Below are 16,362 nucleotides of genomic sequence, written 5' to 3'. Positions count from 1 at the left end.
TTGGCAGTCAAGACTAGAGCCTTATAATGTTAGGCTAGACACAACTCTAGTCCGCAACTGCAAATTAAGAACTTACTATGTGTAGTGAGCCCACAGATATCGATCGCGCCCTCACCACCTGCGAAGCGCTAGTCGCAGAGCAAAAAGAAAAAATTCGGCAACTCGAAGAGAATTTGCAGGAAGAAATAGAATTGCGGCGCAAATTAGAAGCACAACTGAAAAGAGATATCATTGAGCTAACTCAAACAGAAGCTTCTTTCCGACAAAATCAAGAATTTATGCAAAGGGTGGCTGATACTACCCCCGGTGTTTTATACATTTACGACCTCATAGAAAACCGCAATCTCTATGGAAATCGCTACATCGCCGAGTTTTATGGTTGCACGGCGGCACAAGTTCAGGAAATGGGAAACGATGCCCTTTCTTTGCTAGTTTATGCTGAAGATATAGAGAAACTTAGCGTTCATGTCGAAACAGAAATAGCCGTAGCTAAAGATGGAGAAATCCTGGAAACAGAGTACCGAATTCAGCACCCTAGCGGCGAATTGCGGTGGTTTCACGATCGGCACGCAATTTTTTCTCGCACTCCTGACGGCAGGCCAAAACAAATAGTCGGAGTTGCCCAAGATATCACCGAGCGAATTGAGGCAGATGCCGCTCTCCGAGAAAATCAAAAGTTTATTCACAGTATAACCGAAGCACTTCCAGGCCTTGCGTACATTTACGATATTACTGAAAATCGAAATATTTATACCAACAACCAAGTTAACCAAATTCTCGGCTATTCCTCCGAACAAGTTCAACAGTTAGGAGACGCACTTTTTCCCACAATTATGCACCCCGATGATTTGCTAAAAATCCCGGAAATCCAAGCAAAAATATCAACACTCAAGGACGGCGAAATATTTGAGTGCGAGTACAGGCTGAGAAATGCTCGGGGTGAATGGCGCTGGTTTATGGGCAGAGATATTGTTTTCTTGAGAAACTCTGATGGTTCGCCGAAACAAACTCTCGGTATTGTTATAGATATTACTGAACACAAGCGAGTTGCCCTAGAGCGAATTGAGTTAATCGCATCTCTTGAAAAAAGCCAGGAAATGTACCGAACTCTGATCAAGCATTATCCGAATGGATCGGTATTTTTGTTCGATTCTGATTTGCGCTATATTTTGGTTGACGGTCAAGGTTTGGCAGTAGTTGGTTTGTCCAAAGAACTGGTGGAAGGCAAAACCTTGTCGGAAATATCGCCGCCAGAAGATTTGGATTTTTTTGAGACCAAATATCGCGCAGCTTTAGCAGGAGAAGAGAATAATTTTGAATATAAATATCGCGATCGATTTTATTCAACAACAGTTTCTCCAGTCAAAAACGACCAGGCAGAAATTTTTGCAGGCATGGTAGTTACTCAAGATATTACAGAAAAAAAACAGTCAGAATTCGTGCTGCAACGCCTTAAAAATGAGCTAGAAATAAAATATCACAAGCGTACTGAAGATTTAAGAATAGCTAACCAACACTTGCGAGAAGAAATTATCGATCGCTGGCGTACCGAAGAATTTTTGCGGGAAAGTCAGGAACAGCTAGAATTGTTTTTTTCTCAATCTTTAGATGGTTTTTTCTTTATGATGCTGGACGAACCAGTGTACTGGGACGATACCTCTGACAAAGAAAAAGTTTTGGATTACGTATTTTCTAACGGGCGGGTAACGAAGGCAAATGATGCTTTGATCGCTCAATACGGAGCTACTAGGGAAGAGTTTATTGGCGTGACGCTTAACTCTTTCTTGTTCCACAACTTGGCTGGTGACAGAGAAATTATTAGGCAATTTTTTGATGCTGGCAGAATTCACATCGAAAATGACAATCGCAAGTTTGATGGTGAGCTAATTTGGGTGGAAGGCGATTATATTTGCATTAACGATTCCCAGGGCAGAATTGCCGGGTATTTTGGGGTGCAGCGCGATATTAGCGATCGCAAAAAAGCAGAAGCTGCCCTTAGAGATAGCGAAGAACGTTTTCGCGCAACCGTCGAACAAGCAGCAGTCGGCATTACTCATTGCGATAAAAATGGTCGCTATTTGCGAGTCAACCAAAAGTTCTGTAATATTTTGGGATATACTGCGGAAGAGTTGCTGTGCGGAACTTGGATGGATGTCAGTTACTGTGAAGATCTAGAGCCGGACAGGGAAAAAAATAACAGATTGTTTGACCGGGAAATTGACTGTTTCAACATGGAAAAACGCTTGGTTTGCCAAGATGGTTCTTTAATTTGGGTAAATATCACTGTTTCCCTCGTCCAAGAACCGTTGAGCGGAGCAATTTACAATGTAGCAGTCATAGAAGATATTAGCGATCGCAAACAAGCTGAAGCAGCACTGAAGGAAAGCGAAGAAAGGTTTCGACAGCTAGCAGAAAATATTGAAAGCGTGTTTTGGATGGTAGGCGTTCACCCCCAAGAATTTATTTATGTCAGTCCGGGTTACGAAAAAATTTGGGGGAGAAGCAGTGCTGATTTGTATGCTTGCGGGCGCTTTTTTGCAGAGTCACTCCATCCAGAAGATCGCGCTCGGGTGATTGCTACATTCACTAAACAAGTTCTAGCTGAAGACGAGATTGAGTATCGCATTGTCAGGCCGGACGGCGAAATTCGCTGGATTCGCGATCGGGCTTTTCCGATTAGAAATCAAGGTGGTGAAATTTACCGCGTTGTTGGGATTGCAGAAGATATCAGCCAAGCAAAACAGGCAGAAAAAGCGATCCGTGAAAGTGAAGAACGCTTCCGCCAGCTTGCAGAAAATATCCAAGATTCCTTCTGGCTAGTTTCTGCTGATTTTACCGATTTATTATATCTGAGCCCAGCTTACGAACAAATCTGGGGGCGCAGTCGCGAAGAATTGTATGCCGAGCCGATAAAATGGATGGAGTGGGTGCATCCAGAGGATATACATTTGCTGCAAGAGGGACTTCCGCAAGTGTTGCAGGGCGAGTTCACCAGTATCGAATATCGGATTGTACTGCCTGACGGCACAATTCGCTGGGTGTGCGATCGAGCTTTTCCCATTTATGACGAAGCGGGCAAAATTTATCGGCTGGCGGGTATTTGCGAAGATATTAGCGATCGCAAATTGACCGAGGCCCGCATCCAAGCGGCACTCCGCGAAAAAGAAGTATTGCTCAAAGAAATTCACCACCGAGTCAAAAATAATATGCAGGTAGTTTCCAGCCTGCTGCAACTTCAAGCTCAATACATTGAAGACGAACCGACGCTTGCTTTATTTGAAGAAAGCCAAACCCGCATCCATTCAATGGCTCTGATTCACGAGCAACTTTATCAATCGGAAAATATCGATCGAATCCACCTCCCCCCTTACGTTGAAAACTTGATTGCTAATTTGTATCAATCTTTTGGTTGTGGTAACACTTCTATCAAATTCAATCTCAATGTTGATTCCATATATTTAAATATAGAAACGGCAATTCCTTGCGGTTTAATCATTAATGAACTGGTTTCAAACTCCTTAAAGTATGCTTTTGGTCAAAGTTTATCGGGAGAAATTAGTATTAATTTTAATGAAAGTAATTTCCCAGAATTTCATTTAAGTATTCAAGACGACGGCAGCGGATTTCCGGCGGACTTTGATGTGGAAAGTAGCGAAACATTAGGATTGCGATTAGTGCGGATGTTAACTCAGCAATTAGAAGGAAATCTGGTTATTGACACTGAGTGCGGAACTTGTTACCATATTACTTTCCTTGAGTTAAATTATCGGCGTCGCATTTAAGAAAAAAATATGAATCCTATAAAAATATTGGTAGTAGAAGATGAAATAATTGTAGCTCAGGACATAGCAGGCAGATTAAAAAAGCTGGGTTATGCAGTAACAGCTATTGTTGCTTCAGGAGAAGAAGCTCTAGAAAAAGTAGACGAAAGTCCGCCAGATTTAGTGCTGATGGATATCGTGCTTAAAGGTGAGATGGACGGCGTGACAGCCGCAGAAAAAATTAGAAATAAGATAGATATACCGACAGTATTTTTAACAGCTTATGCCGACGATAAAACGATGCAAAGAGCGAAAATTACAGATCCATTCGGCTACATTATCAAACCATTTCAACAAAATGATTTGCGGGTGGCGATCGAGATTGCGCTCCACAGGCACGAAATCGAAACCAAAATGCGAGCAGCTCTCAAAGCTTCGGAAGCAGCCAGAGAGTCGGTGGAAGAAAAAGCGCACCGCCAAAACCAGTATATATCAATGGCTGCCCACGAATTGCGGAACCCGCTGAACACGATTTTAATCTCTGCCGAGCTCCTAGAACTCGATCGCACTCGCAGCAGTGACGAATCTCAAGTCAAAACCCTGCGCCTAGTGCACTCAGCTACCCAAAAGATGAACCAGCTAATCGAGGATATGCTGTTCATGGGCCGAGCAGAAGCAGGGAGACTCAAATGCAATCCATTACCGATAAATTTACTCGAATTTTGTCAAGATTTGCTGGATCAATTGCAGTTAGGACATGAAGCCAAACACAAACTAAGATTCAGCCCGTCTGCCGTTACCAGCGCGATGTTAGATCAACAATTGCTGCACGGCATTATTTCTAACTTAATCGTCAACGCCATAAAATATTCTCCCGACGGCGGGCAAATAACCTTAGAATTGGAATGCCGTCAACCAGGCGAGGGAGACAAAGAAGCTATTTTCTGCTTGTCTACTCAGTCTTTGTTTGCCAATTCCCCATTTAAAAATATTAACTCTCCTTTACTAATTATTCGCATCCGAGACGAAGGTATGGGCATCCCAGAAACCGAAGTAGGGAAAATATTTGAAATGTTTTACCGTTGCAAGAATAGTGGAAAGATTAAAGGTAACGGTTTGGGATTGACGATTGTTAAAAAAGCTGTGGATTTGCAAGGAGGTGCGATCGCCTGCGAAAGCAAAATCGGCGTTGGTACTACCTTTACAGTCGCGCTTCCTTACGTAGCCCTTTCCTCTAAGGCTGAATTGTCAAAGACTTAAATGCCAGGTAACGGAGGACACGGCAATGCCGTTTCCCTACCCCAAAATAATCATGAACCCTTGATGAGAGATGTAACCATCGCAAGCATTTATTGTAGGGACACGGCAGTGCCGTGTCAGACGTGGTTCAACTGTGCTCACCCACCGCTGTGGGTAATATCAATTCCGATGCCACTAATCAAAATGTTGCAAAATCCACTCAACCCCCGCAGCTAAATTTGCAGCAATAAAATCAGGTTTAGTATGGTGCTGATACTCGCCACTCAACACGCTTTCCCCGTAACCAGTCTGCACCAAAATACCAGTACAACCGGCATTGTGAGCCATATCGACATCCGTCGCTTTATCCCCCACCATAAAACTATTCGCCAAATCCAAATCGTGTTCCCAAGCCGCCGCTACCAACATCCCCGTATTCGGTTTTCGCCAAGTCGTGTACCGGGTAAATTCTGGATTTGTTCCGCCTTCTGCTGCACTCAAGTAAGGACAATAATAAAGAGCATCTAACCTCGCTCCGGCTTCATTTTCTAGTAACAAACACAGGCGTTTGTGCAAATTTTCTACGTGGGCCACAGGATAATAACCCCTCGCCGGCCCCGATTGATTGGAAACCAAACAGCAAAATATTTGTCTGTCATTTAAACGGCGTACAGCTTCAGCTATGCCGGGGATTAAATGCAAATCTTCTAGTTTGTGAATGTAGCCAGCTTCGATATTGAGAACGCCATCGCGGTCGAGAAATACTGCTCGTTTCATAGAATTGCGATCGGATTGTAGATACTGTCTGGAACTGTCAAGGAGTAGCGCTCAAATAATTCGGGATCGAAGGCTTTTTGGATTTATAAAACCCCAAAACCGTGCGACTCCAATTATACTCTAGCTACCCTAAAAAATCAAGACAGTATCTACAGATATTAGACAAGATTACAAAAGTCCTTTTAATCAAATTTTGGGACGGGCTAGAAGCCCATCCCACAAGAAAAAAGATTTTTTTGGGAGGTTGCTCAGAGCAGCGTCCTAACTATTTTTGCAAGAAGTCTATTGCAATTAATTTATCCGCCCCGTCACTACTTTTTGTACCAAGCTTGGCGCCACTGTTTCATTTGCTCAATCTCTTGCTTTTGCGAAGTCAGAATCTCTTGAGATAATTTCTTCATTTCCGGCCGTTTCGACTTCTGCAACGCATCTTCAGCCATCACTAAAGCTCCTTCGTGGTGGGGAATCATCGCATTCAGAAATCGGAGGTCAAATTCAGCATCAGCCGCTCCTAAATCCATGCTCATCATCATGGCTTGCATTTGTTCGGGAGTCATTGGCATCATGTGATTCATTTGAGCGTGATAAGCCATTGGCGTACTGTCGGCTTTGGCATACCAAGTTTTTCGCCACTCTTTCATTTGATTGATTTCGCGGTTTTGAGCGGCAATAATGTTATTAGCTAGTTTTTTCATTTCCGGGCGCTTTGACTTGTTGAGCACCTCTTTCGCCATGTTTACAGCACCTTGATGGTGTACTGTCATGCCATCAATAAATCGCAAATCGTAGTCGGCATCAGCCGGGCCTAAATCCATTGACATATTGTGATTCATGCCATGATTCATACCACCCATGCCGCCACTTTGTGCCGCGTCTTGCTTGTTGTTCGCTTGGGTTGTTGCGGTAACATTTGGGGCTTGAGTTGGGCTGGTAGGAGATTTTGAACAAGCTGCTAGAATTCCGCTGGTTGCGGTGGCTGTGGCGGTCAAGATTAGCGCTGCCAAGCCTGTTTTTAATGAAATTGGTTTCATAGATTTTATATCCTTAAAACTCCCAGGTTTATTCAGTTTCTCACATATAAATGAAATTGGCATGAAATTCTTGAGTCGAAGTTGTCAGTTGACAGTTGACAGTTGACAGTTGACAGCGACCTTTACCTAGAAGGAAGAGGATTGGAGTAATGAATAGTCTGATTTTAATTTCTCCCAAAAAAGCTTGGGGCTTTCAACCGATTCTTTCTGGTAAATAAATCTTGCCGTGCCATCAATTAGATAAAGGATGAGTTTCACTAAAACTTAATAATTAATTTGGAATTTCCCCTTGACTCTCCTGCTAACTGGAGACTTTACAATGGAGTTAATTCATCTATGAAGCTTCGGGTGCATTTCACTTTTGAAGAGGGCGAAGCATGACCGCATACAAGTTATTAGTTATAATCTTATTTTCACTGCGGTCATGCTTCGCCCCTACAAACATATTTGCCTTGCACAGGTCGCTGCACCCGAAGCAAAGTAGTTTCTGCTGAGGTTCCACAATTATGACTTTAGAGCTAAAAATTCCCAAAATGGCTTGTTCGGCTTGTGTGAATACAATCACAAAAGCAGTCCAAGCTATTGACTCAGGCGCTGCTGTTGAGGCAGATATCAAGACAAAATTGGTCGCGATTCAAACGGCTAAGCCGGAAAGTGAAGTTAGAAAAGCGATCGCATCTGCTGGCTATCCAGCCAGTTGATTTTAGATTTTAGATTTTAGATTTATATCATGTCCGCAGAGAACGACCATGATAAGATTTGTTTGTAGTGAGGACTTCAGTCCTCTGAATTATGAGGACTGAAGTCCTCACTACAAACCGTTTTTATTATGGTAATTTACAGGACATAATATTACTCTACAGATGAATCTGGGAGATTGAATAAGAGTCTCATCTTTTTGATTCTCTACTACAGCCCTGCGGCCGCTTGTATCCGTTTTTTGGGGTGCATCTGGTTTTTGAAGAGGGCGAAGCATGACCGCATATAAATTATCAGTTATCATCCCATATTTTCTGCGGTCATGCTTCGCCCCTACGGATGTATTCGCCAAACCCAGATGCACCCGTTTTTTGGGATTATTTGAACCCAGAAGCTCATTTTATAATTTATGAGGGCATTTATGGACAATCTCACACTTAAATTGCGGGGCATGAGTTGTGCTGCTTGTGCTTCCTCTATCGAACAAGCAATTAAATCTGTCCCCGGCGTAATTGAGTGCAGCGTCAATTTTGGCATGGAACAAGCAACCATCCAATATGACTCGAAGCAAACCAACTTAACAATCATTCAAGAAGCTGTTGATGCAGCGGGATACGAAGCTTTGCCCCTGCAAGAAATGGCAGAGGATGATGCAGAAAAAGCCGATCGCAAATCCGCATCTCAAAACTTGCAGCGAAAACTCTGGATCGCAGGCAGCATCAGCATTATACTGGTTTTGGGCGGCATTCCAACCATGACAGGCTGGCACCTGCCATTCATTCCCGCATGGCTGCACAATTTTTGGTTGCAATTAGTGCTGACATCACCAGTACAGTTTTGGTGCGGTAAATCGTTTTATGTGGGGGCTTGGAAATCGTTAAAACGGCGCGTCGCCACAATGGATACCCTGATTGCTTTGGGGACAAGTGCTGCTTACTTTTATTCGGTATTTGTGACATTTTTGCCCGGTTTATTTACCTCGCAAGGTTTGAATCCTAGCGTTTACTACGAAGTTGCCACCAGCGTGATAGCGTTAATTTTGTTGGGAAAAAACCTCGAAAATAGAGCGAAGGGAGAGACTTCGGAAGCAATTCGCAAACTCATGGGTTTGCAAGCAAAAACTGCTCGGATCGTTCGCAACGGAGAAGAGTTAGAAGTACCCATCGCCCAAGTGGCAATTGGTGACATTGTGCAGGTGCGTCCGGGCGAGCAAATCCCCGTTGACGGAGAAGTGATTGAAGGTGCTTCGACGGTAGATGAAGCAATGGTTACGGGGGAAAGTTTGGCTGTCAAAAAGCAACTTGGCGATGAAGTTATTGGAGCGACAATTAACAAAACAGGCAGCTTTCGGTTTCGCGCTACCAGAGTTGGCAAAGATACATTTTTAGCTCAAATTGTCAAGATGGTGCAGGATGCCCAAGCTTCAAAAGCACCGATTCAAAAGTTAGCAGACCAAGTGACGGGCTGGTTTGTTCCTGTAGTAATTGCCATCGCTTTAGCTACTTTTATTATTTGGTTTAACGCGATGGGTAACTTCACTTTGGCGACGGTGACAATGGTGGAAGTGCTGATTATTGCCTGTCCCTGTGCTTTGGGTTTGGCGACTCCGACTGCTGTGATGGTTGGCACGGGTAAAGGTGCAGAAAATGGAATCTTAATTAAAGGAGCCGATAGTTTAGAATTGGCTCACAAAATTCAAATTATCGTGTTAGATAAAACTGGAACGCTTACGGAAGGTAAGCCGACTGTTACTGATTTTGTGACAATTAAAGGAACGGCCCAGAGCAATGAGTTAAAGTTGCTGCAATTGGCGGCGTCTGTAGAGCGAAATTCGGAGCATCCTGTAGGGGAAGCTGTGGTTAGATACGCTCAATCTCAAGAGGTGAAGTTGACAGATATTCAGGATTTTGAGGCTGTGGTGGGGAGCGGCGTGCGAGGGGTTTCGGGGGGAAAGTCGATCGCCCTGGGAAGCCTCAGGTGGATGCAGGAACTAGGCTGCGATACTGAATATCTGGAGCTGCGCGCGCGAGCTTTTGAAGCTGCGAGCAAAACGGTGGTTTGGATGGCTGTAGAGGGCAAAATTGAGGCAATTCTGGCCATTGCGGATGCTCTGAAACCTTCGTCGGCGCGATCGGTGAAAGCGCTGCAAAAACTCGGTTTGGAGGTGGCCATGCTGACTGGGGATAACCGCGCGACTGCGGAGTCGATCGCCCAATCGGTAGGAATTACTCGGATTTTTGCCGAAGTTAGACCCGACCAAAAAGCAGCTCAAATCCAAGCGCTGCAAGGAGAAGGCAAAATTGTAGCGATGGTGGGAGACGGGATTAACGATGCTCCTGCTTTGGCCGCTTCGGATGTGGGAATTGCGATCGGTACCGGCACTGATGTGGCGATCGCAGCCAGCGACATTACCTTAATTTCCGGCGATTTGCAAGGCATAGTTACAGCAATTCAACTTTCCCGCGCCACGATGCGGAACATCCGCGAAAATCTGTTTTTTGCCTTTATTTACAACATCGCGGGTATCCCGATCGCCGCTGGCATTTTGTACCCGATTTTTGGCTGGTTGCTCAATCCGATTATCGCTGGTGCAGCAATGGCTTTTAGTTCGCTTTCGGTAGTGACTAATGCTTTGCGGTTGCGGAATTTTAAAGTGAAAGTTATTGCATAATTTAAGAGGGATTTGAGAAATGTTTAGCCAGCGTCAAGTTTTAGGAAGTCTCGCAGGTTTAGGAATTATGCTCGGACTTGCATCGGGAGTTCGAGCCAATCAAATATCAACTCATCCTGCAAATTCAACTGCTCAATTTCGGCAAATAGAACAACCGATAAGTTTAAAAATTGGCATAACAGCAGGCGGATTGAGCTTAATTGGTTTAGAATTATGGTGGTTTTTGTTCAGTAAAAATCAAGCTTAGAAGGAAGAAGGAAGAAGGAAGAAGGAAGAAGGAAGAAGGAAGAAGGAAGAAGAGATACACAGCAAGCTTTTTAGCGAGCCGTATTTTACGTTTTATTAGGTGGATTTACCTAAAACAAAGTAAATTTGGCCGTTGCGGTTTTTTCCACCAAGAACTCGGTAAAATTAAGAAAGCTTAAAAAATTTGGAGTGAGCTAAATGCAACTACTACACACGATGCTCCGAGTCGGAAACCTGGAAGAGTCCCTCAAATTTTACACCGAGGTTCTGGGGATGAGATTGCTGCGACAAAAGGACTATCCAGACGGTAAATTTACTCTGGCTTTTGTGGGCTACGGCGACGAATCCGACACTACAGTTTTGGAATTAACTTACAACTGGGGCGTCGCCGAGTACAATTTGGGTGATGCTTACGGTCATATTGCGATCGGCGTTGACGACATTTACGGTACTTGCGAAGCAATTAAAGCCCGCGGCGGCAAAGTTATTCGCGAACCCGGCCCGATGAAGCACGGTTCAACAGTCATCGCTTTTGTCCAAGATCCAGATGGATATAAAGTTGAATTAATTCAACTGAAAAATCAAGGTAGCAGCAGTCAGAAAGTAAGTGCGGCGACTGCATCTTAGTCTTCGCTAGGACAGGCTAGAAGCCCATCCCACAATTGTGTTTCTTGTGGGATGGGCTTCTAGCCTGTCCCAAAATTTGATTAAAAGAACTTTGGCAATTCAAGTCTGCTTTCAAAGGTAGGCTGGCACCTACCAAGGTATGTAGTTGCGCTTCAGCGCTCTTTATAATATTAGGGAAGAGCGCTGAAGCGCAACTACGTACCTAATTTGAGCGCTGAAGCGCAACTACGTACCCAAGAGCGCTGAAGCGCAACTACGTACCTTTGGAGCGCTGAAGCGCAACTACGTACCTAATTTGTCTGACGACAATAAAACCGCCCTGCTACTGACAGAATGCGAAGGGGTTTTCCACACTTTTAATTCGATCGCACTGACGGTACAAATTGCTGCAAGTAACTCTTTTGCCACAAAATAGAAAAACTGTTCCCTATTTGGCTTAAACTGTCAAATTTAGGAATTAATTTAGATTCTCGGCGCTTGTCTAAGGCAGCGAGCGTCGCAAAGAATATAGCTAATACTAACAAAAATACCACCATCACAATAAAAAACATAGTCCAATAGACTAGAAATTCACTTTGGTAGTAGTTGACGGTCAATATCGAGTTAATCACTGCATCGGATAAATACAAAACTAGCCCTATTGAAAACCACACTCCTAACAATAGCCACGTCCACTTAAACATCTGTGTTGCAGTCTTGTTATTTTTGGACGCCGAAAGTTCTAAATCTCTAATTTTGCTGTTAATTTTTGATGTGACTTCATACAAAGTAGACTGCAAAGAATCTCTGATTAAATTCAAATCGTTGTCGAGGTTTATGCACTGCTCGGACGTGCTTTTGTCAACACTCACGTTTTGGAGTTTCCTGCGGTGTTCAGCCAGTTTATTACCAAGGGTCTGATCCCATTCTTGCAGCCGCTCTACTGTCAAATACAAAAGTTCCCTATTCGCATCTAACAAGCTCTGACAATCTAGGATCGACTTAACTAACTTGCTCAAATTGTGAATATGCTCGTCTACAGCATTTTGGTATTCCCTCTGTTTATCTGACAAGAAATTTGCCATTGCGATATCATCGTCGCACAGCGACACAGCCTCAGAATACACGCCGTCAATTTCCTTTTTATCTAGATACAGTGACGCTTTGCACTCCTCAATTTCGGGAATGGTCAGAGATTCTAAAGACTGATGTTCTACATGAAATTTATATAGGAGCGCTGTCATAATTTGCGCCGATTTTCGGTCTAGCCGATCTTGGTAAGGTTCTAACATAATTGCCGCTCGATTTTTGATCGCCGCCTCCGGGTGGTGCAGAAACTCAAAAACTTTGGCAACTATTTGGGAGAATTCCCACTCCTTAAAATTATTTTTCGCCACATCCAAAAAGTTGGTGATGGCTGCATCCTTTTCGGCATGAAATTTGTACCCATCATCCGTAACTGCGATCGCAGGAAATACGCGATCGACCCAAAACAGATATTCCTCGCAATCCATTAACACACCCAGCAGCAGCCAGCTAGGGCCGTAGACCCAAAAATCGAGACAATTCTCATATTCCTTACCGCTGTCCATTCTGCTGTTGTCGTTCAAAGCAAATTTATTGCTGGCTAACAGTTTAATTTGCTCTTCTACAACCCGCTGCTCAATTTCTGCTGCATTAATTGTGACATGGCCAGCAGATTCCTTGCCTTGTGCTTGCCATTCATCCAACAAAATTGACTGAATGCTAACAGCAGCACACCACCGAATTAAAGGAGTCGCTCCCCCTAGCGCTTCCTGTTCCAACACCGCTAGCTTATTTTCGCTAAAATCACTTGATACAGGTTCCTCACTTGATATAATACCCTCTCGCACCTTGCCCAATGCTTGAATTGCCAAAGCCCGAAACAGCAAATTTGGATGCGGTTTTCTAGCGGATTCTGGTATATCTTGCCCTAATATTCCGCTTTTGGGTACGTCCAGAACTTCAGCAAAAGGAGCGATTCCGCATTGTTGCAAGATGCCTTCAACGGTGTTTATTCTTTCCCAAGGTTGAGTATATTTGGTGAGACTGAAGATGAGCGCTGTGTCGCTGCACTCCATTGACTCAGGGATGCTAGTGCGATCGAGTTTCCAGAGATTGCTTGTCATAATTTGTCGCCATGACAATTGCTAGATCTTAACGTCGTTGTCCGATGCTGAATGCAACTCTACATCTACTGCTGCTTTTTGTCAATATTAGTCCCGAACGCAGTTGACACATAGGTAAGCTGGGTATCAAATTTCACGAGTATATTTCTGGTTGGTTGCTTTCATGCGATCGAGTTCAGTGAAGGCTGATACCCCCTATCCCTGAATAAGGGGAATAAAAGAGTTCTTCAAGTCTCCTAACTATCAGGGCGATGCGAGGATCTCCGAAGGCTCGACAGTATTAACTCAACCGTATGGTGAATAAAACCGATATTTTCCGTAGCAACCGGGTTGAGCAAGCCAAATATCTGTCGGCGACTAAGGAATGAGAATTAAATAACTTACAATTTTTATTATTCTTGTGGGATGGGCGTCCCGCCCGTCTTTTCGGGACGGGCTCTCCCGCCCATCCCACAAATATGTGTAAATTATTTAATTCGCGATCCTCAGTATATAATTTTACACGAATCCGATAAGATGTCTAATTTGCAGGCTATTTTTTTTGACTCGAATCAACCTAGGATGCTTCTTTCTTTTTCGGGAGTTTTAAAATTTTGTCCTTCGCCATTTTGTCAACGATTACGTCGCTGATAATTTGAGCTCCGTGGGAGGTAAAGTGCACGCCATCATTAATTTTTACATAACCTCGCTTGCCGGATTTGTCAGCAACTACGGGGACAAAATTCCCTGCTTCAGCAAAAGCATCCCAAGTAGAAATAAATTCTATTTTTGATGAAGACTTGCTGGCATTTTTATAGATGTCGTTCATGATGGGAAAAGCTTTGAGATACGAAGATTTGTTAGATATCGATTGACCTATCCAATACACTTTTTTTACGGAGGAAGAGCCAAGTAATTTGGCATATTTATCTACTCTTGCTTGATAAGCTTTTTGCCATTCGGGGGTCAGAATAGCCCGGTATTTTCCTTGGTTATCGGTGATATCTTGAGTGTCATTGCCTCCGAACAAAATTATCACTACATCTGGCCCGTAATCCTGGATCATTTCACTGGTTCTGGCGTACCAGTCATAATAATCTATCCGATTTAATCCGCTCGATACTTTGTAGTCGATTTTGGTATTTGAGATATTGTATTTTTCTTTAAGAGTGTACTGGAGTTGAGTTCCTAAATCGAACATTACGGAATCTCCAATAAATAAAAATTTGCGATAAGCTACGGTTATTTTTGGTTTGGATGGAGTGGGTTTCTTGGCAGGCTTTGGGAGGATGACTGCCGATTTTGTTGCGGTTTTGACCGGAATTTTGTCGGGGTTTTTGGAAATGCTATCGAAGTTAATATCTTTGATTTTGCTCCAAAAATCTTGTTCGGATTTCCTGAAGCCGTCTATTTCGATCTGGCGCGCTGCTTGTTTGATTTCGGTACTGGCTAAAGGAGTTGAAGAAAAGCTTTTCACAAATAAGGATAAGTTGGAAAATATTAAGGTGAGAATTACAGAGGTAACTATCAACAAAATTTCTCGGTCTTTCATAAGAAGTTATTTGTTATTTGTTATTTGTCATCATAAAGGAAGGAGAAAGAACGTAATAAGATAAAAAAAAGTCTTTTTTGTGATTTATATAGCGGTTCTCAAAAAAGCCAGGTATGCCCTATGCCCTATGCCCTATGTCCTATGCCCTATGCCCTATGCCCTATGCCCATGAGTACCTCATATGAGAACTCGAAAGGCTATACTTGTTTATTAGAAGTTAAAGTAAATAAAAGGTGGGACGGTACTTGGGCCTAGCATTAAGATAGCATACACGAGCAGGGAAACTAAGACAACCCGAAAGAATAGGTTGTTTAATGACAATATTGTTTGCAATACTTGGGAAATGATCTCGCCCCACAGGTTGATTGCGCCAATGACTGCAATTACTAGATACAATTGCCAAAAGTTGAATTGAACAGTTGCAGCAGAAAAACGAAAGATTCCTTGAAAAAACCCGATCGCAGTTTTCCAGTTGGGTGTGCCGAAAAATACCCAGCTACAGGTAACAAAGGTAAAGGTTAACAACCAACTGCAAAATTTGGCAAATCTCGGAAAGGCGTAGTCTAATTTGAGATGGATAGCTTGGGGAATATCTTTACATAGATGGTTGACAATCAGTCCTAAACCGTGGATTGTTCCCCAGAAAATAAAGTTTAATCCTGCGCCGTGCCAAAATCCGCCGATCGCCATTGTTATCAGTAAATTTACGTACTTCCGCAATTTGCCGTATTTATTGCCACCTAAGGGAAAGTAAAGGTAATCTCTCAACCACTCCGAAAGACTGATGTGCCACCTTTTCCAAAATTCTTGCAGGCTGAGCGATCGATATGGCATATTGAAATTGGCGATCGGTTTGAAACCCAGCAAGCAAGAGATACCGTTAGCTAAATCCGAGTAGCCGCTGAAATCTACGTAAATCAAACAAGAATAGGAAATTGCCGCGAGGATTAAATCTATGCTGCTGTACTGCTGGGGGACTTTGAATGGTAGTTGAGTGAAATTAAACAAAAAGCTCGCTAAAGTATATTTTTTGAAGAGTCCAGACAAAATCAAAACGATAACTTCTTCGATTTTATAGTCATATTTACTTGGTGAATTTAGCTGCGTATAAAATTCGTGAGGGCGGGAGATTGGGCCGGAGGCAATTTGGGGAAAGTAGGTAATGTAGGTGGCGTAGTCTATAAATTTAGGACAGGAAATTTTTTGTTGGTAGCAGTCGATTAAATGAGAAATTATTCTAAATGTGTAGAATGATATGCCGACGGGGGCGATTATTTGTAATATTTGAAAATTGGCGGGAATTTTGAGCTGGTTTAGTACCTCAAATAAGGAGGTTACAAAGAAGTTGCAATATTTAAAGATGCCGAGATTGACAATGTTGACAATTATGCCGAAGATGAAGGCAAGTTTTGGCTGTTTGCCGCGATCGACTGCTCGGAGAATGATATAATTGTATACTGTACTTAAAATCAGGAGTCCGAGAAAGTCTAAGCTCCAAAAAGAATAAAATAATAAACTGGAAATTAGCAAGACAATTTTATACAAATCAACTTTGGGCTTTAAGGAGAGGATGGCGCTAAAAATAATTAGGAAAAATACTAAAAATTGGTAAGTAGGAAATAACATAGATGTCAATAAAGTAAAATTTTTA

Annotated in this window: 11 protein-coding genes; 6 read left to right on the top strand and 5 right to left on the bottom strand. The window is 43.0% G+C overall.

Annotation, left to right across the window (positions count from 1 at the left end):
- The first annotated feature begins 77 nt into the window (after nucleotides 1-77).
- Entirely contained in the window at nucleotides 78-3,782 is a 3,705-nt protein-coding gene (locus JGK07_RS18580) for a PAS domain S-box protein (protein ID WP_293243057.1), read from the top strand.
- A 9-nt stretch (nucleotides 3,783-3,791) separates the two neighbouring features.
- Entirely contained in the window at nucleotides 3,792-5,021 is a 1,230-nt protein-coding gene (locus JGK07_RS18575) for an ATP-binding protein (protein ID WP_293177519.1), read from the top strand.
- A 174-nt stretch (nucleotides 5,022-5,195) separates the two neighbouring features.
- Here JGK07_RS18575 and JGK07_RS18570 read toward each other — a convergent pair whose 3' ends face one another.
- Together JGK07_RS18570 and JGK07_RS18565 are read right to left on the bottom strand one after the other, a co-directional pair.
- Nucleotides 5,196-5,777 (bottom strand): HAD family hydrolase, encoded by a 582-nt coding sequence (locus JGK07_RS18570; RefSeq protein WP_293177521.1) that lies wholly within the window; start codon nucleotides 5,775-5,777, stop codon nucleotides 5,196-5,198.
- 311 nt (nucleotides 5,778-6,088) lie between these two features.
- Nucleotides 6,089-6,808 carry a DUF305 domain-containing protein gene (locus tag JGK07_RS18565; RefSeq protein ID WP_293177523.1) on the bottom strand — a complete coding sequence of 240 codons (720 nt, stop codon included), beginning with the start codon at nucleotides 6,806-6,808 and terminating at the stop codon, nucleotides 6,089-6,091.
- A gap of 506 nt (nucleotides 6,809-7,314) precedes the next feature.
- Here JGK07_RS18565 and JGK07_RS18560 point away from each other — a divergent pair.
- The 4 genes from JGK07_RS18560 to gloA all read left to right on the top strand — a co-directional run bounded on the left by JGK07_RS18560 (nucleotide 7,315) and on the right by gloA (nucleotide 11,051).
- The gene (locus tag JGK07_RS18560) at nucleotides 7,315-7,509 is read left to right on the top strand and encodes a heavy-metal-associated domain-containing protein (RefSeq protein WP_293177525.1); all 195 of its coding nucleotides are present in this window, start codon (nucleotides 7,315-7,317) and stop codon (nucleotides 7,507-7,509) included.
- 419 nt (nucleotides 7,510-7,928) lie between these two features.
- Complete coding sequence (locus JGK07_RS18555; RefSeq protein WP_293225122.1) at nucleotides 7,929-10,178, top strand: heavy metal translocating P-type ATPase; 2,250 nt, start codon at nucleotides 7,929-7,931, stop codon at nucleotides 10,176-10,178.
- A gap of 19 nt (nucleotides 10,179-10,197) precedes the next feature.
- Nucleotides 10,198-10,425: a hypothetical protein gene (locus JGK07_RS18550; RefSeq protein WP_293177530.1), complete on the top strand. Its 228-nt coding sequence runs from the start codon at nucleotides 10,198-10,200 to the stop codon at nucleotides 10,423-10,425.
- Between the two features lie 197 nt (nucleotides 10,426-10,622).
- The gene (gene gloA / locus JGK07_RS18545; RefSeq protein WP_293177534.1) at nucleotides 10,623-11,051 is read left to right on the top strand and encodes a lactoylglutathione lyase; all 429 of its coding nucleotides are present in this window, start codon (nucleotides 10,623-10,625) and stop codon (nucleotides 11,049-11,051) included.
- A 356-nt stretch (nucleotides 11,052-11,407) separates the two neighbouring features.
- Here gloA and JGK07_RS18540 read toward each other — a convergent pair whose 3' ends face one another.
- The 3 genes from JGK07_RS18540 to JGK07_RS18530 form a co-directional block, all read right to left on the bottom strand.
- A complete protein-coding gene (locus tag JGK07_RS18540; protein ID WP_293177537.1) occupies nucleotides 11,408-13,180 on the bottom strand; it encodes a hypothetical protein in 1,773 nt (590 codons plus the stop codon).
- Nucleotides 13,181-13,736: 556 nt separating this feature from the next.
- On the bottom strand, nucleotides 13,737-14,711 hold the full coding sequence (locus JGK07_RS18535) for a DUF459 domain-containing protein (protein WP_293197709.1): 975 nt from the start codon (nucleotides 14,709-14,711) through the stop codon (nucleotides 13,737-13,739).
- A 210-nt stretch (nucleotides 14,712-14,921) separates the two neighbouring features.
- Nucleotides 14,922-16,362, bottom strand: a 1,441-nt coding sequence (locus JGK07_RS18530; RefSeq protein WP_293197707.1) for an MBOAT family O-acyltransferase, incomplete at its 5' end; no start/stop codon positions are given.

Origin of the sequence: Microcoleus sp. PH2017_24_DOB_U_A (assembly GCF_020738205.1) — a bacterium.
Taxonomy (GTDB): Bacteria; Cyanobacteriota; Cyanobacteriia; order Cyanobacteriales; family Microcoleaceae; genus Microcoleus.
Note: the sequence above shows the minus strand (reverse complement) of the source record. Positions and strands in the feature narration are given on the sequence as shown.

Excerpts from the sequence above, each read along its gene's own strand:
- JGK07_RS18580 (WP_293243057.1), top strand. The coding sequence starts at position 78 with ATGTGTAGTGAGCCCACAGATATCGATCGCGCCCTCACCACCTGCGAA.
- JGK07_RS18575 (WP_293177519.1), top strand. The coding sequence starts at position 3,792 with ATGAATCCTATAAAAATATTGGTAGTAGAAGATGAAATAATTGTAGCT.
- JGK07_RS18570 (WP_293177521.1), bottom strand. The coding sequence starts at position 5,777 with ATGAAACGAGCAGTATTTCTCGACCGCGATGGCGTTCTCAATATCGAA.
- JGK07_RS18565 (WP_293177523.1), bottom strand. The coding sequence starts at position 6,808 with ATGAAACCAATTTCATTAAAAACAGGCTTGGCAGCGCTAATCTTGACC.
- JGK07_RS18560 (WP_293177525.1), top strand. The coding sequence starts at position 7,315 with ATGACTTTAGAGCTAAAAATTCCCAAAATGGCTTGTTCGGCTTGTGTG.
- JGK07_RS18555 (WP_293225122.1), top strand. The coding sequence starts at position 7,929 with ATGGACAATCTCACACTTAAATTGCGGGGCATGAGTTGTGCTGCTTGT.
- JGK07_RS18550 (WP_293177530.1), top strand. The coding sequence starts at position 10,198 with ATGTTTAGCCAGCGTCAAGTTTTAGGAAGTCTCGCAGGTTTAGGAATT.
- gloA (WP_293177534.1), top strand. The coding sequence starts at position 10,623 with ATGCAACTACTACACACGATGCTCCGAGTCGGAAACCTGGAAGAGTCC.
- JGK07_RS18540 (WP_293177537.1), bottom strand. The coding sequence starts at position 13,180 with ATGACAAGCAATCTCTGGAAACTCGATCGCACTAGCATCCCTGAGTCA.
- JGK07_RS18535 (WP_293197709.1), bottom strand. The coding sequence starts at position 14,711 with ATGAAAGACCGAGAAATTTTGTTGATAGTTACCTCTGTAATTCTCACC.